Source organism: Paraburkholderia tropica, from assembly GCF_914484835.1.
In the GTDB taxonomy this organism is placed as follows: domain Bacteria; phylum Pseudomonadota; class Gammaproteobacteria; order Burkholderiales; family Burkholderiaceae; genus Paraburkholderia; species Paraburkholderia tropica_A.
Genome location: NZ_CAJZAR010000030.1, coordinates 92,842 through 115,945 on the forward strand (window position 1 = coordinate 92,842; position 23,104 = coordinate 115,945).

Genomic DNA, 23,104 nt, shown 5'->3' on the forward strand with positions numbered 1-23,104 from the left:
ACCGCAATCATTGGGATTTGCACTTACTGGAGAATGGCGATGCACACCAATCGAACGCACGCGATTTCGCGTCAAATAGGCGCGCGTTGGCAGCGTGATGCGCGCACGTTAGACGCATCACGCTTTGACGCCGGACGTGCAAAAACACGCACGCCGCGTGAGCGGCGCACGTCCTGGATAGTGATCCGAAACGTTTTTTCCGACCTCGCGCGCGGCAGTTAAGCACACGCTGAAGTCGGTGTTTCGAACCTTGCTTCGAGCCCTGCTTTAAACCCCGTTACAACGCCTTTTTCACCCAGCCGCAACCGGCGCGCGCGCATCGGTTCGCACCGTTGAACTCGCGCCCGCGCGACGGTCTTCGCGCACCATGTCCGCGGCGCGCTCGGCGATCATCAGCGTCGGCGAATTCGTGTTGCCCGACGTGATGAAAGGCATCACCGACGCATCGGCCACACGCAAACCCTCTACGCCGCGCACGCGCAAACGCGCGTCGACCACGGCGTCGTCATCGTCGGCGCGGCCCATGCGGCAGGTGCCCACCGGATGAAAAATCGTCGTGCCGATGTTGCCCGCCGCCTCGCGCAATTCGGCCTCGCTCTGAAACGCGAGCCCCGGCAGAATCTCGTGCGGCTGATAGTGCGCGAGCGCCGACGACGCCGCGATGCGCCGCGTGAGCCGCAACGCGTTCGCGGCCACGCGCAAGTCGTGTTCCGTCGAGAGATAGTTCGGCGCGATCACGGGCGCAATCGACGGGTCCGCCGACGCCGCGTGTATGCTGCCGCGCGACGTGGGCCGCAGATTGCACACCGAAGCCGTGAACGCATTGAAGCGATGCAGCGGCTCGCCGAAGCGATCGAGCGACAAAGGCTGCACGTGATACTGCAAATCGGGGCGCGTGAGTCCCGGATCGCTGACGTCCGACTTCGCGAACACGCCGAGTTGCGAGGGCGCCATCGACATCGGCCCGCTTTGCATCAGCGCGTACTCCATGCCGATCATCAGCTTGCCCCACCAATGCGCCGACGCCGTGTTGAGTGTACGCACGCCGTTCACGCGATACGCCATGCGCAGTTGCAGATGGTCCTGGAGATTCTCACCGACGCCGCGCAGATCCTGCACGACGCCCACGCCCAGTTGCGCGAGCCGCGCCGCCTGGCCGACGCCCGAGCGTTCGAGCAGTTGCGGCGAATTCACCGCGCCCGAGCACAGAATCACTTCGCAGCGCGCCCGCGCGAAGTACGGCATATCACCGCGATATTCCACGCCCACGCAACGCTTGCCCTCGAAGATCACGCGTTCGGTGAGCGCGCCCGTGACCACCGTGAGATTGGGCCGCTTCATCGCCGCACGCAGGAAAGCCTTCGACGCATTCCAGCGCACGCCGCGCTTCTGGTTCACGTCGAAGTAACCGACGCCTTCGTTGTTGCCGCGATTGAAATCGCTCGTCGCCGGAATGCCCTGCTCCTGCGCGGCCTGCGAAAAGGTTTCGAGAATCTTCCATTTGAGGCGCTGCTTTTCGACGCGCCATTCGCCACCCGCGCCGTGAAATTCGCCCGCGCCGCCGTGGTAATCCTCGCTGCGTTTGAACACGGGCAGCACGGCGTCCCACGACCAGCCCGAGTCGCCGGTCTCGCGCGCCCAGCCGTCGTAATCCTCGCGCTGGCCGCGCATATAGATCATGCCGTTGATCGACGACGAGCCGCCGAGCACACGCCCGCGCGGATACGACAGCGCGCGCCCGTTGAGCCCTTTTTCCTCGACGGTTTTATAGAGCCAGTCCGTGCGCGGATTGCCGATGCAGTGCAGATAGCCGACCGGAATGTGAATCCAGTGATAGTCGTCCTTGCCGCCCGCCTCGATCAGCAGCACGGAAACATCCGCGTCCTGCGAGAGCCGGTTGGCGAGCACGCAGCCCGCCGTGCCCGCGCCGACGATCACGTAATCGAACTCGCCTTCTTGCCGGCGCGCCGTCGACGTTGCGCTTGGCGTTTCGCTCAATGCCACCATGACCGCCTCACTTCGCCACGGGCATGGTGAATTCCGCGCCCTTCGCGATGCTGTCCGGCCAGCGCTGCATGATGCTCTTGTAGCGCGTGTAGAAGCGCACGCCCTCTTCGCCGTAAGCGTGATGATCGCCGAACAGCGAACGCTTCCAGCCGCCGAACGAATGCCAGGCCATCGGCACCGGAATCGGCACGTTGATGCCCACCATGCCCACCTTGATCTGCCGCGAGAACGCGCGCGCCACGCCGCCGTCCGACGTGAAACACGACACGCCGTTCGCGAACTCATGCCCATTGATCAGCTCGACCGCGCTCGCGAAATCGGGCACGCGCACCACGCTCAACACCGGCCCGAAAATCTCCTCGCGATAGATCGACATATCGGTTTTCACGTCGTCGAACAGCGTGCCGCCGAGGAAGAAACCGCTCTCGCGTCCGGGCACTTCGTGACCGCGTCCGTCCACCACGAGCTTCGCGCCCGCAGCCACGCCCGCATCGATATAGCCCTGCACTTTCGCGCGATGCGCGGCGGTGACGAGCGGCCCCATTTCCGTGGCTTCGTTCATGCCGTCGCCGATGTTGAGCGACTTCACGCGCGGCGTAAGACGCTCGATCAGTTCGTCGGCGATATGGCCCACGGCCACCGCCACCGAGATCGCCATGCAGCGCTCGCCCGCTGAACCGTACGCCGCGCCAATCAGCGCATCGACGGCCTGATCGAGATCGGCGTCGGGCATCACGACGAGATGATTCTTCGCGCCGCCGAGCGCCTGCACGCGCTTGCCGTGTTTCGTGCCTTCCGTGTAGATGTATTCCGCGATCGGCGTGGAGCCGACGAACGACAGCGCGGCGATGTCGGGATGCGCGAGCAGCGCGTCGACGGCCACCTTGTCGCCGTGCACGACGTTGAACACGCCATCGGGCAAGCCCGCTTCGTGCAGCAGTTCGGCGAGCCGCAGCGACGCCGACGGATCGCGTTCCGAGGGCTTGAGCACGAAGGTGTTGCCGCACGCGAGCGCGATCGGGAACATCCAGCACGGCACCATCATCGGAAAGTTGAACGGCGTGACGCCCGCGACCACGCCGAGCGGCTGACGCAGATTCCAGTTGTCGATGCCGCCGCCGATCTGGTCGGTGAAATCGGTCTTCAGCAGATTGGGAATGCCGCACGCGAACTCGACGATCTCGATGCCGCGCATCACCTCGCCCTTCGCGTCGGAGAACACCTTGCCGTGTTCGCGCGTGACGAGTTCGGCCAGTTCGTCGTGATGCTGGTCGAGCAGATCCTTGAACTTGAAGAGAATGCGCGCGCGTTTGATGGGCGCCATTTCGCTCCACGCAGGAAACGCGGCGTGCGCGGCGGCCACGGCCGCGTCGACTTCGGCGACGCTCGCGAGCGGCACGCGCGCGGCGACCGCGCCGGTGGCCGGATTGAAGACGTCGGCGTAACGCCCGCTCGTGGCGTCGAGCGGCTTGCCATTCACGTAGTGCGTCAAGGTGGCGGGCGTGCTGACGCCGGCCTCGCTTCGATGTGTCTCGCCCATGTGTGCCTCTTCGGTGGAGGTTGTTGTATGCGCACCGTGAATACGCTCCGCCCACGGCCGCTTTGGATTCAGACATTCAGCGTAATCGTGCAAGGCCGCGCCGATCCAATGATTAATCCTCAACAGCGATATAAGGCGAGTTAATATCAGTGGATGGACCTGACCTTGTTGCGGGCATTCGTGACGGTCGCGCGCGAGGGCAACCTCACGCGCGCGGCGACGCATCTGCATCTCACGCAGCCCGCGGTGAGCCTGCAGATCAAGCATCTGCAGGAGACGCTGGGCGTAACGCTGTTCACGCGCACGTCGCACGGCCTCGCCTTGACGCGCGACGGTCAGGCGCTGCTGCCGCATGCCGAACGCGCGCTCAACGCGGCCAGCGACGTGCAGCGCGCCGCTGCTGCATTGCGGCATGAGGTGCGCGGGCGGCTGCGTATCGGCACCATTCTCGATCCCGCGTTTCTGCGCCTCGGCGGCTTTCTGCGGCAACTCGTGGAAACCTGGCCGCAGATCGAAACGGCGCTGCGCCATGGCATGTCGGGCTGGGTGCTCGATCAGGTGCGCGCGCGCGAACTCGATGTGGGCTATTACATCGGCCAACCCGCTTCACAACCCGCTTCGCAATCCGCTGCCGATACCGACACCTTCCACACGCTCACGCTCACGCACTTTCAGTACCGCGTGCTCGCGCCCGCGGGCTGGAAGGAGCGCGTGAAGGACGCGCGCGACTGGCGTGCGCTCGCCGCGTTGCCCTGGATCTGGACGCCGCCCGCGTCGGCGCATAACCGGCTGCTCTCGGGCCTGTTCGAAGCCGCGCAGGCGAAACCGGTCAAGGTCGCGGAAGTGGATCAGGAACCGTCGATGCTCGATCTCGTGAAATCGGGCGTGGGCCTCACGCTCGCGCGCGACGCGACCGCCATCGCCGAAGCGCATGCGCACGGGCTGACCATCGTCGAAGGCGTGACGGTGCCGACCGAACTCACCTTCATCACACTCGCCACGCGGCGCGACGAACCGGTGATCGCGGCCGCGCTCAAGTCGATCGAAACGCAGTGGGGTTTGTAGGCGCGATATGAGCCGCGCTCATGACGAGCACGCGCTTTGCGGCCGCCCGTTGGTCAGACGAATCGGATAAATCGATCGAAGGCGCATCGAACACGCATCGACGCGCGCCGACTTGAGCGGATGTAACAGCGCGGTCACGCAAGTTTTGCTAGATTCGACATTCGCTCCGCGTTTTTGCACGCGACGCGGCGCGCTCCGAGCCTCGCCCATTGTTCCCTCGTTCCACAGGAGCTTGCATGGCCCGCAACATCGAAATCAAAGCCCGCGCCCGTCAGTTCGACGCACTGCGCGAGCGCGCCGCCCAGCTCGCCACCGATGCGCCGCTGATCTTTCGCCAGCAGGACTTCTTCTACGACGTGCCGCGCGGCCGCCTGAAGCTGCGCCAGTTCGACGACGGCACGCCGCCCGAGCTGATCTTCTACCAGCGCGACGACCGCGACGGCCCCAAGGCCTCGTATTACACGCGCAGCCCCGTCACGAACGCCGAAGCCATGCACTCGCTGCTGGCGACGGCGCTGACCACGCGCGGCATCGTCTCGAAGGAGCGCCACGTGTATCTCGCGGGCCGCACGCGCATTCATCTGGACCGCGTGGACGGTCTCGGCGATTTCGTCGAGCTGGAAGTGGTGCTCGCCCCCGACGACGACGAGCAAGGCGGCGAAGCCGAAGCGCACGCCGTGTTCAAACAGCTTGGCGTGGACGAGAGCGACCTCGTGGCCGTGGCCTACGTCGATCTGCTCAATACGCCCGCGCAGGCGGCCTGAAGCGCCTGCAAACGCGCCCACAAGCGCGCCTGAAAGCGGCGCCTCGCGCGCCCTTGAAGACGCACTTCAAGGCACCCTTCAGGGCGCCGCCGCGCCCGGCTCCAGGTGCCCGAGCGGCAGCGGCCCGTTGCGCTTGAACGTGGTGAGCACGATGTTCGAGCGCACGCTGTCCACGCCTGGCACGCGCATCAGCTTCTTCATCACGAACGACGACAGCGCGTTCAGATCCGGCGCCACGATCCGCAGCAGATAATCGGCGTCGCCCACCACCGCGTGGCATTCGAGCACCTCCGGCAGCACGTCGATCTGCTGCTGGAACTGCTCGATGATCGAATCCCCGTGATGCTTGAGCTTCAGGCTCGTGAACGCCGTCACGCCGAGCCCGAGCTTCTCGGGCCGCAGCACGACGCGATAGCCGTCGATCACGCCCGACGCCTCCAGCCGCTGCAAACGCCGGCCGATCTGCGACGGCGACAGCGGCACCTGCTCGCCCAGTTGCTGATGCGTGGCGCGGCCGAAGCGCTGCAAAACGTCGAGAAGCGCGAGATCGAAGTGATCGAGTTCCAGCATGAATGAATCCTGCATTAATTGACTGATTGATGCAGGATTATTGCATACCAAGACGAAACAACACCGATATTGCGCGCACGCCGCGCGGGCTCCGCTCTACACTGGTGCTTCAGCAAGCCCATTGAAAGGAGCATCACGCATGGCCGCCGCCGCTACCGCGAAACTGCAGGAGCAGTTCGACGCGGGCCTGGAAACCCGCCCCAATTTCACCATCGACCAGCCGCTCGAACGTTACGGCGCGGTCGATCACGCGGTGTGGGACCAGCTTTATCGGCGGCAAATGGCGCTCCTTGAGGGCCGCGCTTCCGAGGCCTTTATCGAAGGCGCGCGGCGCATCGGCCTGAACGTCGCGCACGTGCCCTCGTTCGAGGCCGTCAGCGAGCGCCTGATGGCCGCCACGGGCTGGCGCATCGTCGCCGTGCCGGGCCTCGTGCCCGACCGCACCTTCTTCGAGCATCTCGCGAATCGCCGCTTTCCCGTCACATGGTGGATGCGCCGCCCCGATCAGCTCGATTATCTGCAGGAACCCGACTGCTTCCACGATCTGTTCGGCCACGTGCCGCTACTGACCGACCCCGTTTTCGCCGATGCGATCCACGCCTACGGACGCGTCGCGCTGACCGTCGAAGACCGCGCGCTGCCGCTGCTCGCGCGCCTCTACTGGTACACGGTCGAATTCGGCCTGATGCGCGACGCGAGCGCGCCGCACGGCGTGAAGATCTACGGCGCGGGCATCGTCTCCAGCAAGGGCGAATCGCTCTACAGTGTGGAAAGCGCCGCGCCCAACCGGCTCGGCTTCGATCTCGACCGCGTGCTGCGCACGCGCTATCGCATCGACACGTTCCAGAAGACGTATTTCGTGATCGACTCGTTCGCGCAGCTATTCGACGCGTTGGGCGCGGGCATTGCGGCACGTCTGGGCGATCCCGCCGCGCTGATCGCCACCGACCCGCACGCGGCCGGCGACGTGCTGCACAGCGACACGATCTACACGCGCGGCACGCGCGAAGGCTGGCTCGCCGACGGCGACGTCTGAGTGTGCAGCGCCGCATGACGCGCGGCGCGCCCTGCCATCGAACGCCGCCTGCCCCGCCGCGCGCTGCCGGGCTCGCAGGCACGCGCCGCGCATCCGTGAAAAAATGGACCGGCGCAATCTCGCACAACCCAGTCGCACAACCCAGCTCAACAGGTGCCACGATGATCAACCGACTTACATCCGACGAGCGCGCCACGCAACTCGCCGAACTGCACGGCTGGCATGCCGTCGCGGGCCGCGATGCGATCCAGCGTCAATTCCGCTTCGCCGATTTCAACGAGGCCTTCGGCTTCATGACGCGCGTGGCGATCAAGGCGCAGGAAATGAATCACCATCCCGAATGGTTCAACGTCTATAACCGCGTCGAAATCACGCTCTCGACGCACGAAGCCGACGGACTCACCGAACGCGATGTCGCGCTCGCTCGTTTCATCGATTCGATTTCGCCGGGACCGCTCGCTGTTTAAACGCGCCTTTAATTACGGCGCGAAATACGCCTTGAAGCACGCCTTGAAGCACGCGATCGCCGCGCGTGGCGCAGCGCGTTCGATACGAATGCGCGAATCGCAGGTAAACGCATTGCGTGTATCGCGCGTTAGGTAGAGGTGAGCATGGCGCGCAACAGGCAAAACCGCTGCAATGAAAGCATAATGCAGGGAATCAGGCGTCCAAACCTTCAGCTTTGAAGGCCATTCTTGAGGGACACGTAAGACTCCCAGGCAGCACGTGCAACGGGGTCTAAACGTTCCGGTGAGAAGACGTTCTGACGCTGTACAATCAGCAGCGCATACGGCCTGGAGAGCGCGCTTGCCTCCTTGCACAACGCGAGTTCGTCGCCGCTCGATGGCGAACGGTTGCGCCAGAAGTTAATCGCGGCTTCGAGTTCGGTGATCGAAATATCGGACATGGGGTCGTGACCGTGCAACCGTCGCACGCAGTGCCGCTCAATCGCTGTGCTTTCGAACCAAGCGGCGCTTTGCGAACTGCGTGCCTGAACGCTAAACCCATTGTACTTGAGCGAAATCCATGCGACTCCTTCTGATCGAAGACGACCGCCCCATCGCACGCGGTATCCAGTCCAGCCTCGAACAAGCCGGCTTCACGGTCGACATGGTCCACGACGGCATCTTCGCCGAACAGGCACTCACGCAGAATCGCCATGAGCTCGTGATCCTCGATCTGGGCTTGCCCGGCATCGACGGCATGACGCTGCTGTCGCGTTTCCGTCAAAGCAACCGTCACACGCCGGTGATCGTCCTCACCGCGCGCGACGAGCTGAACGACCGCGTGCAAGGCCTCAATTCGGGCGCCGACGACTACATGCTCAAGCCGTTCGAGCCTGCCGAACTCGAAGCGCGTATTCGCGCCGTGATGCGCCGCAGCGGCCCGCACGGCGACGTGCCGCGTCCTGAAGTGTCGCTCGGCGGCGTGCGCCTGTCGGGCGTCGACCGCCGCATCTTCAACGACGACAAGCCGCTCGAACTCTCGCCGCGCGAATTCGCCGTGCTCGAAATGCTGCTGCTGCGTCACGGCCGCGTCGTGAGCAAGGCGCAACTGCAGGATCACCTCACGCATTTCGGCGGCGATCTCGGCGACACCGCGATCGAAGTCTACGTGCACCGCGTGCGCAAGAAGCTCGAAAACTGCCGTGTCGAGATCGTCACGGTGCGCGGTTTCGGCTATCTGCTGCAGGAAATCCGCCAGGCCGCCTGAGGCCGATCCACGAAAAACGCGGCGCCGCACTCTGCATGCGCCGCGTTTTTTTTCGCCGCAAAATCGGCAGGTCTCCTGATTGTTTCGGCCAGTGCGTCGCGCCTCGTTCGCGCGCCCGGCATGGCCCGGCTCATGCCCAGAAAATGGGCGCACCGGTCCAACTCTGCCGCTTGTCTGCGCACCCGCGTAAAATGGTCCGGGACCGCCCGGCGCGCCCACGCGCCGCGCCTGTGAGCCCTCCCTTTTCGCCCGAATCGATCATGTCCCTTCCGGCCGCAACGAGCCTGCGGCGTACGCTGCTGCGGCGCCTCGCCGCCCCACTTTCGCTGCTCGCGTTGATGAGCGGCCTGATCGCCTATTGGCTGGCGTGGCAGTACACGCAGCACGTGGTCGACCGCTCGCTCGCCGACCTCGCCACGGCCATCTCCAAACAGATCCAGATCGCCGGCCCCGAAGCGCCCGTGACGGTGCCGCCGCTCGCGCAGGCGATGTTCTCCGATCCGGTCGAGCATCTCGTCTACCGCATCAGCAACGGCGAAACCGAAATCGCCGGCGACCACGATCTGCCGCTGCAAGGCACGAACGTGCGTCGCATGCACTACGCCTACGTGTTCGAGACCCTGTATCACGGCGTGAGCGTGCGCGTGGCGCAGGTGCGTGTCGAGCAGCCCACCGGCAATCCGATCGTGGTCGAAGTCGGCCAGCCCGTGCATCATCGCTTCCGCATCGCCGCCGAGTTTCTCGTCGCGATCATGATGCCGCTGTTGCTGCTGCTGCTCGCGGGCTGGGTCATCGTGTGGCGCGTGGTGAATCAGCAGCTCAACCCGCTGACCGATCTCGCCGATTCGCTGAACCGCCAGACCCACACTTCGCTCGAACCGGTCGACGAGACCTTCGTGCCCGTCGAGATCCGTCCGCTCACGGGCGCGCTGAACGCGCTGCTCGGCCGACTGAAGACCGCGCTCGAAGGCCAGCGCAAATTCATCGCCGACGCCGCGCATCAGTTGCGCACGCCGCTCACCGCCGTGAAGCTGCACGCCGAACAGGCCGTCAATGCGCGCGAGCCGCAAAAGGTCAACGACGCCGTGCGCGAACTGCGTGCCGCCGCCGACCGCGCGGTGCGCCTCTCGAATCAGCTGCTTTCGCTCGCACGCGCGGAGCCGGGTGAACAGGCCGCGCGTTTCGTCGATATCGACATGGCCGCGCTCGCGTTCGAAACGGGCGCCGAGTGGGTGCCGCGCGCGCTCGCGAGCCACGTCGATCTGGGCTTCCAGCGTCTCGACGATCCCGAGAACGGCACGCCGCTGATGGTGCGCGGCAATCCCGTGCTGCTGCACGAAGTGATCGCCAATCTGCTCGACAACGCGCTCAAGTATCTGCCGCCCGCGCGCGCCGATGGCGGCCGCATCACGGTCACCGTGTCGCAGACGCTCGCCGAAGGTTTGCCGATGGCCGAAATCATCGTCGAGGACAATGGCCGCGGCGTGCCGCTCGCGCAGCAAGCCGATCTGTTCAAGCGCTTCTTCCGCGGCGACGGTCAGAGCGAGAGCGGCGTCGATAGCGGCGCGGGCCTCGGTCTCGCGATCGTCCACGACATCATGGCGCTGCATCGCGGCAGCGTGCATTACGAAGATGCACCCGAAGGCGGCGCGCGTTTCATCGTGCGCGTGCCGCTCGTGAACCGTCGCATCGCGATCGCGAGCGGCGATCACACGCAGCGTCCGGCCGCCGCGCAAACGCCGGAGCAAACGACACTGCAAACGCCGGAGCAAACTGCGCTGCCAACGAGCGCCCCCGCCGCGAGCGCGGACACTCCGGCGTCCACGAACAAACCCGCGCACGACGCGCCGATCGATCTCTAAGCCGTCCACGCGCATCGCAAACAACAAGGGCCGCAAACGCGGCCCTTGTTCATTTCAGTCGTCAGTCGTGAAGCGAACGCGCAGGAAGACATGTCCGACGCGTCGCGACTTCGCGATCACTTCTTTTTCTTGCCCTTCGACTTCTTGCCGCCCTTCTCTTCCTCGGGCGGCGCGAGCATCGTGCCGCGGCACTTGCGCGCGCCGCAGCGGCATTCGTATTCGCGCTTGAGCTTCTTCGTCTGCTTCGCGTCGATCACGAGACCGTAGTCGTAGAACAGTTCTTCGCCGCCGTCGATTTCACGCAGCGCGTGAATGTAGACGTGGCCGTCGATTTCTTCGGCTTCACAGTTCGGCGCGCACGAATGATTGATCCAGCGCGCGCTGTTGCCCTTCACCTTGCCGTCGATCACGTCGCCGTCATCGAGTGCGAAATAGAAGGTGTGATTCGGTTCGTCGGGATTGTGCGGATGACGGCGCAGCGCCTCTTTCCACGAAATGCGCTCGCCCTTGTATTCGATCAGACGTTCGCCAGCCGCGATCGGACCAACCGCAAATACGCCCTTGCCGTGTACGCCCGACTGGCGCACGACGATCCTGCGTACACTCATTGAATGAATCCTTGTGAAGTACTGGGGAGACGTTTCCCGCTCGCGGCATTCGCTGCCCGGTGCGTGCGTCCTGCGTGAAAGCGCGCGTGCAATGCGAGGCGCTGCGTTACGTTGCCTTGCCCCGGCGATGCATTGCGTGCTTCCACGTGAATGCGGCGCCTTGTCGGCGCCGCGCTCGTGAACGCGCAGGCATCGGTCTCGAACCACGAGTCGAAGCGCGAAGCGCGTCACATCTGGAATCGTACACGTTCGCGGCGCCTTCGTTCAACCCGTACGCCGCATAGAGACTCAACGTTGACCGAGCGTCGTCTCGCCGAACAGATGTTTCTGGTCGCGCGGCTGCGAGCGCCAGTACTGCGGCGGCGCGCTCACCGTCGCGCCGAGTTGCGCCGCCGCGTGCCACGGCCAGCGCGGATCGTAGAGCATCGCGCGCGCCATCGCGATCATGTCGGCTTCGCCATCTTCGACGATCTGGTTCGCCTGCAACGGGTCGGTGATGAGACCCACGGCCATCGTGTTGATGCCGGTCTCCTGCTTCACCTTGCGCGCGAACGGCACCTGATAACCGGGTTCGAGTGGAATCTTCTGCAGCGGCGAAACACCGCCCGTCGACACGTCGATCCAGTCGCAGCCGCGCGCCTTGAGCGCCTGCGCGAACACGACGGTCTCTTCCGGCGTCCAGCCGCCTTCGACCCAATCGGTCGCCGACACGCGCACGCCAACCGGCCGATCGTCGGGAAACACGGCGCGCACCGCGTCGAAAACTTCGAGCGGAAAACGCATGCGGTTTTCGAGCGAGCCGCCGTATTCGTCGGTGCGCTGATTCGCGATCGGCGAGAGGAACTGATGCAGCAGATAGCCGTGGGCCGCATGCACTTCGAGCGCGTCGATACCCAGACGCGCGGCGCGGCGCGCGGTCGCCACGAACGCTTCCTTCACGCGCATCAGGCCCGCGACGTCAAGCGCGAGCGGCGGCGTTTCGTCGGCCTTGTGCGGCAGCGCCGACGGCGCATGCGGCAGCCATCCACCATCGGCGACCGAGATCAGCTGGCCGCCGTCCCAGGGCACGTGGCTCGATGCCTTGCGGCCCGCGTGCGAGATCTGCATGGCGATGCGGATCGGCGAATGACGGCGGATCGCGGCGATCACCGGTTCGAGCGCGGCTTCGGTGGCGTCGTCCCAGAGACCGAGATCGGCGGGCGTGATGCGGCCGATCGGCTCGACGGCGGTGGCTTCGATGCACAACATGCCCGCGCCCGAGAGCGCGAGATGGCCGAGGTGGATCATGTGCCAGTCGGTTGCCTCGCCGCGTTCGGCGGAGTACTGACACATCGGCGACACGACGATGCGGTTCGCGAGCGTCACGCCACGCAGCGCGAACGGTGTAAAGAGCTTGCTCATGGGGATGGCGCGGGGGGATCGCGCGGATGAAGATGAGAAGCGTCCGAGAATAGCACGCGGCTTTTTTCGGTGCTGGCGACGGCGGAACGCGCGCTTAAGCCATCCCGCGCGCGGCGGCTTGCGCGAATACGCGCGGGGTTCGATGCAGGAATCGAGGGAATGCGCGAGGGAATGCGCGCAGGATTGCGCGCGGGTTTAAGGCTGCTTCGCGGCGGCGAGCTTGTCGACGGCGTCGAGCCACTCGTGCAGCATGCGGCTCGCTTGCGCTTCGAGTCGCGGCGCGTGCTGCGCCGTCTGCGCGCGCAGCGCATTGACGTCGACGCCCGCCGATGCGATTTCGGCGGCATGGCCGATCAGCCAGGGCTCGAACCGGTCGGCGCGCACTTCGGGATGGCATTGCAGGCCGAGCACATGCTCGCCCCACGCGAACGCCTGGTTCTCGCACAGCGGCGTGGACGCGAGACGCGTCGCGCCTTGCGGCAGGTCGAAAGTGTCGCCGTGCCAGTGCAGCATCGAGGTTGCGCCACCATCGAGATGACGCAGCGGCGAAGCGCGGCCGGCGTCGGTGAGCGTGAGCGGCGTCCAGCCGATTTCCTGCTGACCCGAAGCGTAGACGCGCGCGCCGAGCACGCGCGCGATCAGCTGCGCGCCGAGGCAGATGCCGAGCGTCGGCAAACCGGCGGCGATGCGCTTTTCGATCAGCGCGGCAAGGGGAGTAAGCGTGGGATAGCGTGCGTCGTCGCACGCATTGATCGGACCGCCGAGTATCACCATCAGCGACGGCGAAACGGGATTGAGCGCGGCCACGCGCGCGAAGCCGACATCGACGTAGCGCACGGGACGCCCGCGGTCGCCGAATACGCGCTCGAAGCTGCCGAGGTCTTCGAAATAGACGTGACGTACGGCCAAAACCTCGCGATTCATCGACAAATCCCTGGGTCAGCTACACAATCCGGCGCGCGGCGCACCACGTTGCCGTGGCGCGACTGCCGGGGACACACAGACGCCACGCCCTGGCGCATGAGCGCAGCAGCGCGCAAGTGCACAAACGCGGCGTAACAAGGTCAACGGGGACAGGCAGAAAACGCGCAAGGCCGAAGCCAGGCGCCGATCGCGGACGCGCCAGGCGGCCGCCGCGCGATCGAGGCGGCCGGCACGGTCGAATCCGCGCCCGCCACGGGCCGCCCTCGCTCGGGCGGCCATCCGGCATCAAGCCGCGAAGATCTTCCAGTTTTTCTTCTGGGTCGTCGCGTCGGCCTGTTCGTACACCGAGCAATCGAGACGCAGATCGGTGTCCGCCATGTCGATGTTCAGTGCCGTGCAGTGATGCGGCGTCTTCTTCGGGTTCTTGCTCGGCTCGAAGTGCGAGCAGGAGAGGCACATGCGGTGCTGCGGCATCGTGTCCTGGGCTTCGAGCACGTAGACCGTCTTCAGCAGCGTGCGGTAGAGCGCCGACTGCTCTTCGGCCTTCAGGCCGCCGACCGCCTTCGAGAGGAAGTCCGGCCATTGCGCGGCCTTCTTCGCGGCCGTGCGGCCACGCGAGGTCAAGCGCACCGCGAGTGCTCGGCCGTCGTCGAGCGCGCGGCGCTTTTCGACGAGACCCTTGGTTTCGAGCGTGCTCACCGCATCGCTGGTGGTCGCGGCGGTCAGTGCCGTCTCGCGTGCGATCTCGCCGAGGCGCATCGGCCCCTTACGCTGCATCAGCAGCACGAGAATTTCGCCCTGGGTCGGCGTGAGTCCTGCGCCTTCGGCCCAGTCCCACGCCTGGCTCCGCATTGCCGTGCTAAGTCGCAGCAGGCTATGGGCCACCCGCCCGGCTGCCTGCTCTCCGTATACGCCTTCGCTCATAGTCTTTCGCTGGTTATAGGCAGCTTGCGCTGCATCGTCAGCCGTCGATCGTGCCGACGGCCTTGTGGGAACTTTGCGTTCGATCCCGAGGAATCGAGCGCACCATCTCAAAAATTTCCTGCTTCGCATGCGCCGGAATCACACCGCGCCACATCGCACACAGTCATTCTTTCTTACCGATCGCTCTCCCAGGCATCCTTCGTATCCCCGGTCCTGCGCGGCAAACCGACATTCTATGCGAGAGTGGCGAATCGCACAGCTAACTTATCCAACGCGAATTGTGGATAACCCGTTGGTAACTGCGCCAATACTATGTGAGTGGATTCTTGATAACGCGCAATACCTCTGAAATGAAGGCTTCGTTAGCCAGAATTTCGAGGCGGTAAGGAACCGTCATTCGCCTGACCACCCCCGGTTTTCCCTGACTTTTCCCCGAGTTTTCCATCGTGCAGGCCGTTGAGTTTTCAGGCATTTTCCACGTTACCCACAGGCTTCGCCCGCGCACGTCAACTACTATCGGCCATTCAGCGGCAAAGATCAAAAAAAAGTAAGAACCCCCTGGTATCTTGCAACGGCCAAAAAAATTTTTTACGACGTCTAACGCAATGCCGATCGGTATGCGAAAAGGCATGTAAAGCCGCATGTGAAGCGGCATGTGACGCGGTATGCGAAGCGCCCTCCGAGGGCATGCGAATACCCGAATCGCGCCACGTCCGGCCGGAAAGCACGAGGGCAGCCCGTGGGCTGCCCTCTTTTTTACGCGATTACGCGACTGGTGGCGCTGGCGTCAGCGCCCCGGCATCAAGCGCGCCAGCGCAGACACTGCTGCCGCACGGCCTCGTGCAAGGACTTTTCGTCGGCGACCACGCTGCGCAGCCAGGTCGCGTCGTTGCTCTGCGCCCGCGCGATGGTGCCGATCTCGGTCAGCGCGCGCATCGAGCCGAGCGCCTCGCCGTGCGGCGCGATGGTCTCCAGCGTCGCGAGGATGTCCTCGGAGATGGTGCGGCGCTCGCCCGTCTGCGGATCGACGCAGGTGCCGCCCAGCCCGAACCGGCACGCCTGGAAGCGGTTGAACGTGTAGACGAGGTAATCGTCCTCGAGCGGCTGGATCGGCCGGTCGGTCAGCAGATGGCGCGCGAGCGTCTGGATGTAGCAGGCAATCGCCGCCGCGCGCTCGACCGACAGCGGCGTATCCATCACGCGGACCTCGATCGTGCCGAAACCGGGCTTCGGGCGAATGTCCCAGTAGAAGTCTTTCATGCTGTTGACGACGCCCGTGTGGACCATCTTCGAGAAGTACTCCTTGAACTCCTCCCAGCTCAGCACGAACGGCGCGCGGCCCGACAGCGGAAACGCGAACACGGAATTCAGGCGTGCCGAGTGAAATCCGGTATCGACGCCCTGCACATACGGCGACGAGGCCGACAACGCGATGAAATGCGGGATATAGCGCGACAGCGAATGCAGCAGGAATAGCGCGCTGTCCGCGTCGGGGCAGCCGATGTGCACGTGCTGGCCGAACACCGTGAACTGCTTCGCGAGATATCCGTAGAGCTCCGAAAGGTATTGAAAGCGCGGCGTATCGACGATGCGGCGGTCGCTCCATTGCTGGAACGCGTGCGTGCCACCGCCGCACAGGCCGACGTTCAGCCGGTCGGCGGCCGTGACCAGCACGTCGCGGATGCGGCGCAGGTCGGCGACCGCCTGCTCGTGCGTCGTGCAGATGCCGGTCGACAGCTCGATCATGCTTTCGGTGATTTCGGGCGTGATATTGCCCGGAATCTCCTGATCCTTGATGAGGCGCATGAGGTCGCTGCCCGCTTTGGTCAGATCGTAATCATGCGTGTTGACGATCTGCATTTCGAGCTCGACGCCGAAGGTGAACGGCTTCGAATCGACAAAAGTTTCCAGTGACATGACGTCCTCTCTTTCAGCCACGCCACGCGTCTCGCCTCTCGTTCGACGAATCATTAGCGAATCGTTGAACGAATCGTCCGGCGAGGCGCGCGCGGCGGCGGGCAGTGTTACGGTGCGGCGGCCGGTCCGCGCCTCGGGCGAGGCGGCGGCGGCGCCGGGGTCATTGTTCGCCGCGTTCGCCGACGAGCGCGAGCGCGCGGTAGACGAGCCACGGCCCGACCAGCTGCAACGCGACGATCGCGCACATCATGATCGCGCGCAGGCGCGGATCGAACGACGGATACAGATCGTAGGTGTCCTCGACAAGCAGCAGCGCGAGCGCCGACATGGGCGTGAGCGCCACGCCGAGCGCCACGCCCTGCTTCCATTCGAGCCCGCTCGGCCGCGCAAAGATCAGCACACCGATCATTTTGCCGACGAAACGCGCGACGATCAGACCCGCCGCGGCCGCGCCGCCCACGAGAACGTCGTGCCATTCGAAGGTGGTCATCGTCAGCACGAACAGGATCACGGTGAGCAGCCAGCCGGCCGTGCCGAAATGCTGCGGCCACAGTTGCGGGCGCAGTTCGAGATTCTTCACGATGATGCCGGCGGCCAGCAGGCTCAGGATCGTCGACAGCTTGAGCAGGTGCGCGACCGCGATCGCGAGCAGCACGAGGCCGAACAGCGCGACGAACGAATGCTCGTCCTGCGGGCTCAGGCGCCGGTAGAACAAGGTGCAGGCGCGCGCGAGCACGTACGCGACCACGATCGAGCCGATCAGCAGATAGAGCGGCTGGATGATCGTGGCGAACACGTTGCCGTAGATTTCCTGATGCAGCCAGCTCGACGCGAGCTTCTCGATCACCACGGCGTACATGCTGTTGAGCGCCGTGAGCGTGAGCAGGCGCTGCGTGACCTGGCCTTCGGCGCGCAGTTCGGTTTTCAGCTGGATCACCATCGCGGGCGACGTCGCCATGGCGATCGACGCCACCACGATCGCGACCATCGCGGGCACCGAAAGGAACAGCAGCACGACGAGCACGAGCACGAACGTGAGCGACGCTTCGGCGAGACTCGACAGAATGATCCAGGGATTACGGCGGATCCAGCGCAGGTCGAGGCGGCTGCCGAGTTCGAACAGCAGCAGGCCGAGCGCGACGTCGAGCAGCGGCCGCGCGGCCATGGCGGTATCGACGTCGATCACGCCGAAACCCGCCGCGCCCGCGATCAGGCCAATGACCGCATAGCCCGAAATGCGCGGCAGCCGCCAGGCGCGGTAGCAGAGTTCGCCGCACAAACCAGCGGCCAGCAGCGCGAGACCTGCCCAGAAAATGCCGTCTGGCTGCAAGGGCCAGTCGGGAAAGAACGAAAACGCCGACTTCATCGTGGTGGTTTCTCCTTTGGCAGAAGACAAACCGGCTATCCGACGTCGAGATGCACAACGCATCCGCTGGTGCTGCCTGCGCCCGTCGCGCAGGTCCAGCGTGTGGCACGGGCGGCCAGGCAGACAGGCAAGCCGCGTGCCGCCCTCGCATGACCCGGCGACAGCCATGCGCGACGCATCCCGGGCGAGTTTCGCGCCCACGTCATCATGCCCGGCGGCACCGACTCCTGCACGGGGCGCGCAGGCGCGCAGCCAGACAAGGCAGCGGCCAGGGACGACGAACGACGACGGGAAACTCAGCACCGGTGCCGCTTGCGCGGCGAACAGCCGGTACGGGCGCATTCGTGTGGAAGTCAGCGCCCGCTGTTGGATGGACCGGACGCTGCCAGTACGTCTGAACTCAGATTCAGGCCGGGCGACATCCGTTCCGTGGAAAGCGTCGGCCGTCTTGCGCGGCGTGCAACGCGGAAAAGAACGGCGATTGTGCCATAGCTTTTTTGCAATTGTCCCCGCCCGGCGGCAAACGACCACGAAGCCGGTAATTGCGTCCGTAATCGCCGAGCTTTCACGATGATAAGGAAAAAATGACCGTCGCGGCCGGAACGGGTGCAGACGGCGCGCGAGCGCCGCAGGTGTTGGGCTCCTCCGATAGCGATGGCGTTAGCCTCGGGTTTACGGTTTACCGTATGTATACGTAGTAACAGTTAACAAAGGCGGCGATTTCCTGTGGATAACCCCTGTATACCTATGTGAATCATCGGCTTGGCGTTCGCACAACCGCATGCAAAGCTTGTGCGGGGGTATGGGGCAGCGAAGAACAACTTTTTTGGGTCTCGAAAAAGCCGCCGAGTTACCCCGTTTACGTCCACATCGTGTCCCTGCCGAACTTACCCACAATCCACGTGCTTATCCACAGCCCGGCGTGGATAACTGTATTGGTCGCCTCAACAGTAGGCAGCCCGCTGTGTTGGCGGCGATCAGACCGCGCGCAGACGCAGGGCGCGCTGGAGAAAGCGTGCCGGATCGAGATGTTCGACCAGCTCGCGCTCGATCGGCCACGGTTCGCCTTCGAGTTGCGACGCGATCAGCTCCGCGCCCAACGCGGCCCAGACGAGTCCGCGCGAACCGAATGCAAACGCGCCGTACAGTCCCGGCGTGCGCGGCAGATCGAGCGGCCAGGCGCCCGAGAGACGTTGCGCGTCCTGGCGGGCGGCCTGTTCGTCGCCGAGCTGGCCGATCATCGGCAGGCGGTCGCTGGTCACGCAGCGCAGCGCCACGCGACCGCGCCGTTCCTGATCGTCCGACGATGCGTCGCGCAAGGCGTCGAGCGCGGGCAGCATCTGCGCGACGCGCTCGATGTTTTCCGTGTGACCGCCCGCGCGCAGCGTCGTATCGGTATCGTCGACTTCGTAGGTGGCGCCCACGAGCGTGACGTCGCCGGGTAGCGGCACCGCGTAGCCGTCGCCGATCACGGGCACGCGCAAGGACGCCAGCGGGCTCGCGTCGAGCAGCGTGAGCTGGCCGCGCACGTTGCGCGTGGGCGCGAAGTCGAGCGCGGCGGCGCGCGAGGCGTCGTGCGCGTTGGCGAAGATCACGACGCCCGCCTGCGCGACGAGTGCGCCCGCATCGTCATAGACGCGCCAGCTTCCTGCTTTTTCCGCGCCGGCTTCGTCGCGTTCGATGCGAGCGACGGCCACGCCGTAGCGCACGTCGATTTGCGCGCCGGGCAGCGCGCGCGCCGCGGCGATCTGCGCGCGGCACAGCGAAGCCGGATCGATCGCGCCGCCGAGCGGATAGAACCAGCCGCCCTGCGCGAGCGATGTGCCCGCGATCGCTTCGGCTTCTTCACGCGACACGCCGCGCACGAAATCATCGGGATAACCAAACGATTCGAGCGCTGCGGCCACGGCCTGCGCTTCGTCGTCGGTGGCCAGATGCAACAGGCCCGCGTGCGAACGCGACGGCGCGTGACCGGCCGCATCGAGCGCGGCCCAGCGCTGCAGCGCGTAGAAAAAGCCTGCGCGCGTGATGCGCGAGGCGCTGCTGTCGTCGCGCGAAATCAGCGGATGGAACACGCCGGCGGGATTGCCCGAGGCCTCGCGCGCGGGCTCGGCATGACGCTCGATCAGCGTGACGCGCCAGCCGCGCGCCGCGAGCCGTTCGACCAGCGCGCTGCCCGCGAGGCCCGCGCCGATCACCACCGCATGACGTTCGTCGAGCGCGACCGGCAATGGCGGCTCGTGACGGCGCACGCGCCAGCGCGGCGCGAAGCGTCCCGTCAGCATCGTCCATTTGTCGCCGAAGCCGGTTTCCTTGTGGTATTCGAAGCCGCTTTGCTGAAGCGCGCGTTTGACGTCGCCCGCGCTGCTCCAGGTCGCGAACGTGCAGTCCTCGCCCGCGACGCGCGCGAGCGCCTTGAAGATCGGCGGCGACCACAGTTCGGGATTTTTCGCGGGCGCGAAACCGTCGAGATAGATCGCGTCGGCGCGTAACCAGAGTTTGGGCAGCATCTCCAGCGCGTCGCCGAACGCGAGCGTGAGCGTCACGCGGCCGCCCTCGAATTCGAGCCGGTGCGTGCCGGGCACGAGCATGGGCCAGGCGTCGGCGAGTGCATGCGCGAGATCTGCGAGATCCGCGCGCGCGGTGCGTTCGACCACCGCTGCCAGCGCGACGCGCAGATCGTCGCGCGAAAACGGGTGCATTTCCGTCGAAACGAAATGCAGCCGCTCGCAACGCGCGGGATCGGCGCGCCACGCGGCCCACGTCGCGAGGAAGTTCACGCCCATGCCGAAGCCCGTTTCCAGCACGGTGAAGACGCGCTGGTTTTGCCAGCGTCCGGGCAAATGATTGCCGCGCAGGAACACGTATTCGGATTGTTCGAGCGCGCCGGACGGGCTGTGATAGACGTCGCCGTAACGCGGCGAGAACGGGGTGCCGTCGTCGCGGAAAGCGAGCGTGGCGGGAATCAGAGTGGCGGTCATGACTTACGCGAAGGCTGGCAGCGAGGGCAATCGTGAAGATCGGGAGGTGCCGGGCGCGGCGACGATGCGGGAAAATGCGCGAGGTGAGGCCGCAAACGCCCGCCCGCTCTGGGTTTGCGGGCGCAAAACGTTGGCTCGGCGCAACGCGGCATGCAGCAAAAACACGTCTGTGCAGGGTGTTCGCCGTGCTGCGCGCATCAAAAGCGCACGGCGATGCGAAAAAACCCGCGCTTACCCCTCGAAATCTACGAAACCCTTGTCGTTATTGGGTTTGCGCTGCGCTATCATAGCAAGCGCCGCCCAGGGAAGCGGCAGCACGGACGTCGCGGGTCGAGCCATACGCTTGCCACCGCACGCAAATCCCCGGGGTGCTCCGGGTCCGTCGCTGCTCGACGGCGCGGCACGCGACCGTATAATCGGCGCGTTCGCGCTGTTCGTGTCAACCTAAACACAGAAAGGAACATCTCAATGAATAAACAGGAACTGATCGACGCCGTCGCCGCACAGACGGGCGCTAGCAAGGCACAAACCGGCGAAACGCTGGACACGCTCCTCGAAGTGGTCAAGAAGGCTGTGTCGAAAGGCGACGCGGTTCAGCTGATCGGCTTCGGCAGCTTCGGCTCGGGCAAGCGCGCTGCGCGCACCGGCCGCAACCCGAAGACGGGCGAAACCATCAAGATTCCGGCTGCCAAGACCGTCAAGTTCACGGCTGGCAAGGCGTTCAAGGACGCCGTCAACAAGCGTTAAGGCATTACCGCTTTAAGTTGACACCCGCCCCTGGCGGGTTTTTTTTCGCCTGAATTTCGGCTGAAAAGACAACGGCGCCGCGTCGAATCGAGTTCGACGCGGCGCCGTTTTTCATTGTCGACGTAGCGCTGATTGAGCGCATTCAAGCGCTTTCCGACGTGCTCAATGGCGGTGAACGATCTCGTCTTCGTGGTCGTGATCGTGTTCGTCGTCGTCGAAATCCCAGTCGGGGAACGGGTCGTCGTAGCCTTGCCAGGCGTCGGGCCCGGCGGCGTATTCGGCGTCGGTCAGCAGGCACGCGTCGAGCTTCGCCTGCCACGCGGCGCGGTCGAGATCCACGCCGATCAGCACCAGTTCCTGACGACGGTCGCCGATGCTCGTGTCGTTGGCATCGCCGTGCCAGTCGGCGGCGATTTCCGCTTCGATACCGGCGTCCTGCGGCCATTCCTCGCGCGGCAGCGCGGCCCACCAGGTGCCCGCCGGGCCGTGACGGCACACGCCGCCCGCCTGCGACAGCGAGCCGGTGATGTCGTTGCGCGTGGCGAGCCAGAAGAAGCCCTTCGAGCGCAGCACGCCCGGCCATTCCTGGTTCAGCAGCGCCCACAGACGCGCGGGATGGAACGGCCGGCGCGCACGATAAACGAAGCTGCCGATGCCGTAGGCGTCGGTCTGATCGTGGTGCGCGTGGCCGCAAGCGGGATCGCCGCACGCGCTGTGGTCGTGATCGTGAGCGTGGTCATGCGCGTGGCCGTGATCATGATCGTGACTATGCTCGTGCCGATGTTCGCGCAGCGACGCCTGCCAGCCCGGCGCGCTCGCCGCGTCGTCGAAATCGAAGCGGCCCGTGTTCAGCACGAGATCGAGCGGCACGTCGCCGAAGCGGCTCACCACCTGCACGGCGCGCGGATTGATCTGCTTGAGAATCTGCTGAAGGCGCGCCAGGTCCTCGGCGCTCACGAGATCGGCCTTGTTCAGCACCAATACGTCACAGAATTCCACCTGCTCGATCAGCAATTCGACGATCGTGCGGTCGTCGCCCTCGCCCACCGTCACGCCGCGTTCGGCCAGCGGGTCGGCGCTCGCGTAGTCGCGCAGGAAGTTGAAGGCGTCGACGACCGTGACCATCGTGTCGAGGTGCGCGAAATCGGAGAGTGCGTGGCCGTCTTCATCGGCGAACGCGAAGCTCTCGGCGACCGGCAAGGGCTCGGCGACGCCGGTCGATTCGATCAGGATGGCGTCGAAGCGCTGGCCCGCCTGGGCTGGATCGGCGAGGCGGCGGATCTCGGTCAGCAGGTCGCCGCGCAGCGTGCAGCAGATGCAGCCGTTCGACAACTCGACGAGCCGTTCCTCGACGTGCGCGAGCGCGGAGGCGTCGCGCACCAGCGCGGCGTCGATGTTGACGGCGGCCAGATCGTTGACGATCACGGCCACGCGCAGGCCGGCGCGATTGGCGAGGACATGGTTGAGCAGCGTGGTTTTGCCCGCGCCCAGAAACCCGGAGAGCACGGTGACGGGCAGTGGCGGCTGGTTCATCGCAGTGAGCAGTAAGAGAAGACGGGAAGAAGCGGGCCGCGCGCGGCGGCGCGGCGCAAGCCTCAATTGTGCACCATGCGCGCGGGCGGCGCTGCGGGCGTGCGGCGTGACGAGGGAGCGTGTGATCGGGGCCGGATGAGCCGGCC

The 23,104-nt window shown here is 65.3% G+C and carries 19 protein-coding genes; 7 read left to right on the forward strand and 12 right to left on the reverse strand.

All coding sequences use genetic code 11. The annotated features are described in order from the left end of the window. Window positions 1–291: 291 nt before the first annotated feature. Window positions 292–2,007, reverse strand: a complete 1,716-nt coding sequence (locus LDO54_RS03965; protein ID WP_224006693.1) for a GMC family oxidoreductase — start codon at window positions 2,005–2,007, stop codon at window positions 292–294. Between the two features lie 7 nt (window positions 2,008–2,014). Continuing rightward, complete coding sequence (locus LDO54_RS03970) at window positions 2,015–3,547, reverse strand: CoA-acylating methylmalonate-semialdehyde dehydrogenase (protein ID WP_224006697.1); 1,533 nt, start codon at window positions 3,545–3,547, stop codon at window positions 2,015–2,017. A gap of 153 nt (window positions 3,548–3,700) precedes the next feature. Between LDO54_RS03970 and LDO54_RS03975 the strand changes: the two genes are divergently transcribed. Both LDO54_RS03975 and LDO54_RS03980 read left to right on the forward strand, forming a co-directional pair. Further along, complete coding sequence (locus tag LDO54_RS03975; RefSeq protein WP_224006700.1) at window positions 3,701–4,612, forward strand: LysR family transcriptional regulator; 912 nt, start codon at window positions 3,701–3,703, stop codon at window positions 4,610–4,612. Between the two features lie 236 nt (window positions 4,613–4,848). Continuing rightward, entirely contained in the window at window positions 4,849–5,376 is a 528-nt protein-coding gene (locus LDO54_RS03980; RefSeq protein WP_065061770.1) for a class IV adenylate cyclase, read from the forward strand. Window positions 5,377–5,454: 78 nt separating this feature from the next. On the opposite strand, the gene LDO54_RS03985 is transcribed toward LDO54_RS03980, so the two are convergent. Next, window positions 5,455–5,946: an Lrp/AsnC family transcriptional regulator gene (locus LDO54_RS03985; protein WP_065062258.1), complete on the reverse strand. Its 492-nt coding sequence runs from the start codon at window positions 5,944–5,946 to the stop codon at window positions 5,455–5,457. A 139-nt stretch (window positions 5,947–6,085) separates the two neighbouring features. Between LDO54_RS03985 and phhA the strand changes: the two genes are divergently transcribed. Beyond that, the gene (phhA, locus tag LDO54_RS03990; protein WP_224006703.1) at window positions 6,086–6,982 is read left to right on the forward strand and encodes a phenylalanine 4-monooxygenase; all 897 of its coding nucleotides are present in this window, start codon (window positions 6,086–6,088) and stop codon (window positions 6,980–6,982) included. Between the two features lie 116 nt (window positions 6,983–7,098). After that, window positions 7,099–7,449, forward strand: a complete 351-nt coding sequence (locus LDO54_RS03995) for a 4a-hydroxytetrahydrobiopterin dehydratase (protein WP_321787683.1) — start codon at window positions 7,099–7,101, stop codon at window positions 7,447–7,449. 209 nt (window positions 7,450–7,658) lie between these two features. On the opposite strand, the gene LDO54_RS04000 is transcribed toward LDO54_RS03995, so the two are convergent. Further along, window positions 7,659–7,889 carry a DUF3717 domain-containing protein gene (locus LDO54_RS04000; RefSeq protein WP_224006709.1) on the reverse strand — a complete coding sequence of 77 codons (231 nt, stop codon included), beginning with the start codon at window positions 7,887–7,889 and terminating at the stop codon, window positions 7,659–7,661. Between the two features lie 119 nt (window positions 7,890–8,008). Here LDO54_RS04000 and LDO54_RS04005 point away from each other — a divergent pair, with 119 nt between their 5' ends. Further along, window positions 8,009–8,695 (forward strand): response regulator transcription factor, encoded by a 687-nt coding sequence (locus LDO54_RS04005; RefSeq protein ID WP_027815974.1) that lies wholly within the window; start codon window positions 8,009–8,011, stop codon window positions 8,693–8,695. Between the two features lie 260 nt (window positions 8,696–8,955). Continuing rightward, on the forward strand, window positions 8,956–10,557 hold the full coding sequence (locus LDO54_RS04010) for a sensor histidine kinase (protein WP_224006712.1): 1,602 nt from the start codon (window positions 8,956–8,958) through the stop codon (window positions 10,555–10,557). A 116-nt stretch (window positions 10,558–10,673) separates the two neighbouring features. Here the strand turns inward: LDO54_RS04010 and LDO54_RS04015 are convergent, their stop codons facing one another. The 7 genes from LDO54_RS04015 to mnmC form a co-directional block, all read right to left on the reverse strand. Beyond that, a complete protein-coding gene (locus LDO54_RS04015) occupies window positions 10,674–11,165 on the reverse strand; it encodes an SET domain-containing protein (RefSeq protein ID WP_224006715.1) in 492 nt (163 codons plus the stop codon). Window positions 11,166–11,453: 288 nt separating this feature from the next. Further along, window positions 11,454–12,566, reverse strand: coding sequence for an NADH:flavin oxidoreductase/NADH oxidase (locus tag LDO54_RS04020; protein WP_224006718.1), 1,113 nt, complete (start codon window positions 12,564–12,566; stop codon window positions 11,454–11,456). A 195-nt stretch (window positions 12,567–12,761) separates the two neighbouring features. Next, a complete protein-coding gene (locus LDO54_RS04025) occupies window positions 12,762–13,490 on the reverse strand; it encodes a glutamine amidotransferase (protein ID WP_224006720.1) in 729 nt (242 codons plus the stop codon). Window positions 13,491–13,775: 285 nt separating this feature from the next. Further along, entirely contained in the window at window positions 13,776–14,414 is a 639-nt protein-coding gene (locus LDO54_RS04030) for a MarR family winged helix-turn-helix transcriptional regulator (RefSeq protein ID WP_224006723.1), read from the reverse strand. Between the two features lie 801 nt (window positions 14,415–15,215). Beyond that, entirely contained in the window at window positions 15,216–16,331 is a 1,116-nt protein-coding gene (locus LDO54_RS04035) for a YbdK family carboxylate-amine ligase (protein WP_224006726.1), read from the reverse strand. A 160-nt stretch (window positions 16,332–16,491) separates the two neighbouring features. Beyond that, on the reverse strand, window positions 16,492–17,697 hold the full coding sequence (locus LDO54_RS04040; RefSeq protein ID WP_224006780.1) for a cation:proton antiporter: 1,206 nt from the start codon (window positions 17,695–17,697) through the stop codon (window positions 16,492–16,494). Window positions 17,698–18,674: 977 nt separating this feature from the next. Continuing rightward, entirely contained in the window at window positions 18,675–20,678 is a 2,004-nt protein-coding gene (gene mnmC / locus LDO54_RS04045; RefSeq protein ID WP_224006729.1) for a bifunctional tRNA (5-methylaminomethyl-2-thiouridine)(34)-methyltransferase MnmD/FAD-dependent 5-carboxymethylaminomethyl-2-thiouridine(34) oxidoreductase MnmC, read from the reverse strand. 468 nt (window positions 20,679–21,146) lie between these two features. Between mnmC and LDO54_RS04050 the strand changes: the two genes are divergently transcribed. Then, the gene (locus tag LDO54_RS04050) at window positions 21,147–21,425 is read left to right on the forward strand and encodes an HU family DNA-binding protein (protein WP_027815965.1); all 279 of its coding nucleotides are present in this window, start codon (window positions 21,147–21,149) and stop codon (window positions 21,423–21,425) included. Between the two features lie 162 nt (window positions 21,426–21,587). Here LDO54_RS04050 and LDO54_RS04055 read toward each other — a convergent pair whose 3' ends face one another. Further along, entirely contained in the window at window positions 21,588–22,958 is a 1,371-nt protein-coding gene (locus LDO54_RS04055; RefSeq protein ID WP_224006732.1) for a GTP-binding protein, read from the reverse strand. Between the last annotated feature and the right edge of the window lie 146 nt (window positions 22,959–23,104).

What these genes read in the sequence shown, in the direction of transcription:
- LDO54_RS03965 (WP_224006693.1), bottom strand. Translation starts at nt 2,007, where the DNA reads ATGGTGGCATTGAGCGAAACGCCAAGCGCAACGTCGACGGCGCGCCGG.
- LDO54_RS03970 (WP_224006697.1), bottom strand. Translation starts at nt 3,547, where the DNA reads ATGGGCGAGACACATCGAAGCGAGGCCGGCGTCAGCACGCCCGCCACC.
- LDO54_RS03975 (WP_224006700.1), top strand. Translation starts at nt 3,701, where the DNA reads ATGGACCTGACCTTGTTGCGGGCATTCGTGACGGTCGCGCGCGAGGGC.
- LDO54_RS03980 (WP_065061770.1), top strand. Translation starts at nt 4,849, where the DNA reads ATGGCCCGCAACATCGAAATCAAAGCCCGCGCCCGTCAGTTCGACGCA.
- LDO54_RS03985 (WP_065062258.1), bottom strand. Translation starts at nt 5,946, where the DNA reads ATGCTGGAACTCGATCACTTCGATCTCGCGCTTCTCGACGTTTTGCAG.
- phhA (WP_224006703.1), top strand. Translation starts at nt 6,086, where the DNA reads ATGGCCGCCGCCGCTACCGCGAAACTGCAGGAGCAGTTCGACGCGGGC.
- LDO54_RS04000 (WP_224006709.1), bottom strand. Translation starts at nt 7,889, where the DNA reads ATGTCCGATATTTCGATCACCGAACTCGAAGCCGCGATTAACTTCTGG.
- LDO54_RS04005 (WP_027815974.1), top strand. Translation starts at nt 8,009, where the DNA reads ATGCGACTCCTTCTGATCGAAGACGACCGCCCCATCGCACGCGGTATC.
- LDO54_RS04010 (WP_224006712.1), top strand. Translation starts at nt 8,956, where the DNA reads ATGTCCCTTCCGGCCGCAACGAGCCTGCGGCGTACGCTGCTGCGGCGC.
- LDO54_RS04015 (WP_224006715.1), bottom strand. Translation starts at nt 11,165, where the DNA reads ATGAGTGTACGCAGGATCGTCGTGCGCCAGTCGGGCGTACACGGCAAG.
- LDO54_RS04020 (WP_224006718.1), bottom strand. Translation starts at nt 12,566, where the DNA reads ATGAGCAAGCTCTTTACACCGTTCGCGCTGCGTGGCGTGACGCTCGCG.
- LDO54_RS04025 (WP_224006720.1), bottom strand. Translation starts at nt 13,490, where the DNA reads ATGAATCGCGAGGTTTTGGCCGTACGTCACGTCTATTTCGAAGACCTC.
- LDO54_RS04030 (WP_224006723.1), bottom strand. Translation starts at nt 14,414, where the DNA reads ATGAGCGAAGGCGTATACGGAGAGCAGGCAGCCGGGCGGGTGGCCCAT.
- LDO54_RS04035 (WP_224006726.1), bottom strand. Translation starts at nt 16,331, where the DNA reads ATGTCACTGGAAACTTTTGTCGATTCGAAGCCGTTCACCTTCGGCGTC.
- LDO54_RS04040 (WP_224006780.1), bottom strand. Translation starts at nt 17,697, where the DNA reads ATGAAGTCGGCGTTTTCGTTCTTTCCCGACTGGCCCTTGCAGCCAGAC.
- mnmC (WP_224006729.1), bottom strand. Translation starts at nt 20,678, where the DNA reads ATGACCGCCACTCTGATTCCCGCCACGCTCGCTTTCCGCGACGACGGC.
- LDO54_RS04050 (WP_027815965.1), top strand. Translation starts at nt 21,147, where the DNA reads ATGAATAAACAGGAACTGATCGACGCCGTCGCCGCACAGACGGGCGCT.
- LDO54_RS04055 (WP_224006732.1), bottom strand. Translation starts at nt 22,958, where the DNA reads ATGAACCAGCCGCCACTGCCCGTCACCGTGCTCTCCGGGTTTCTGGGC.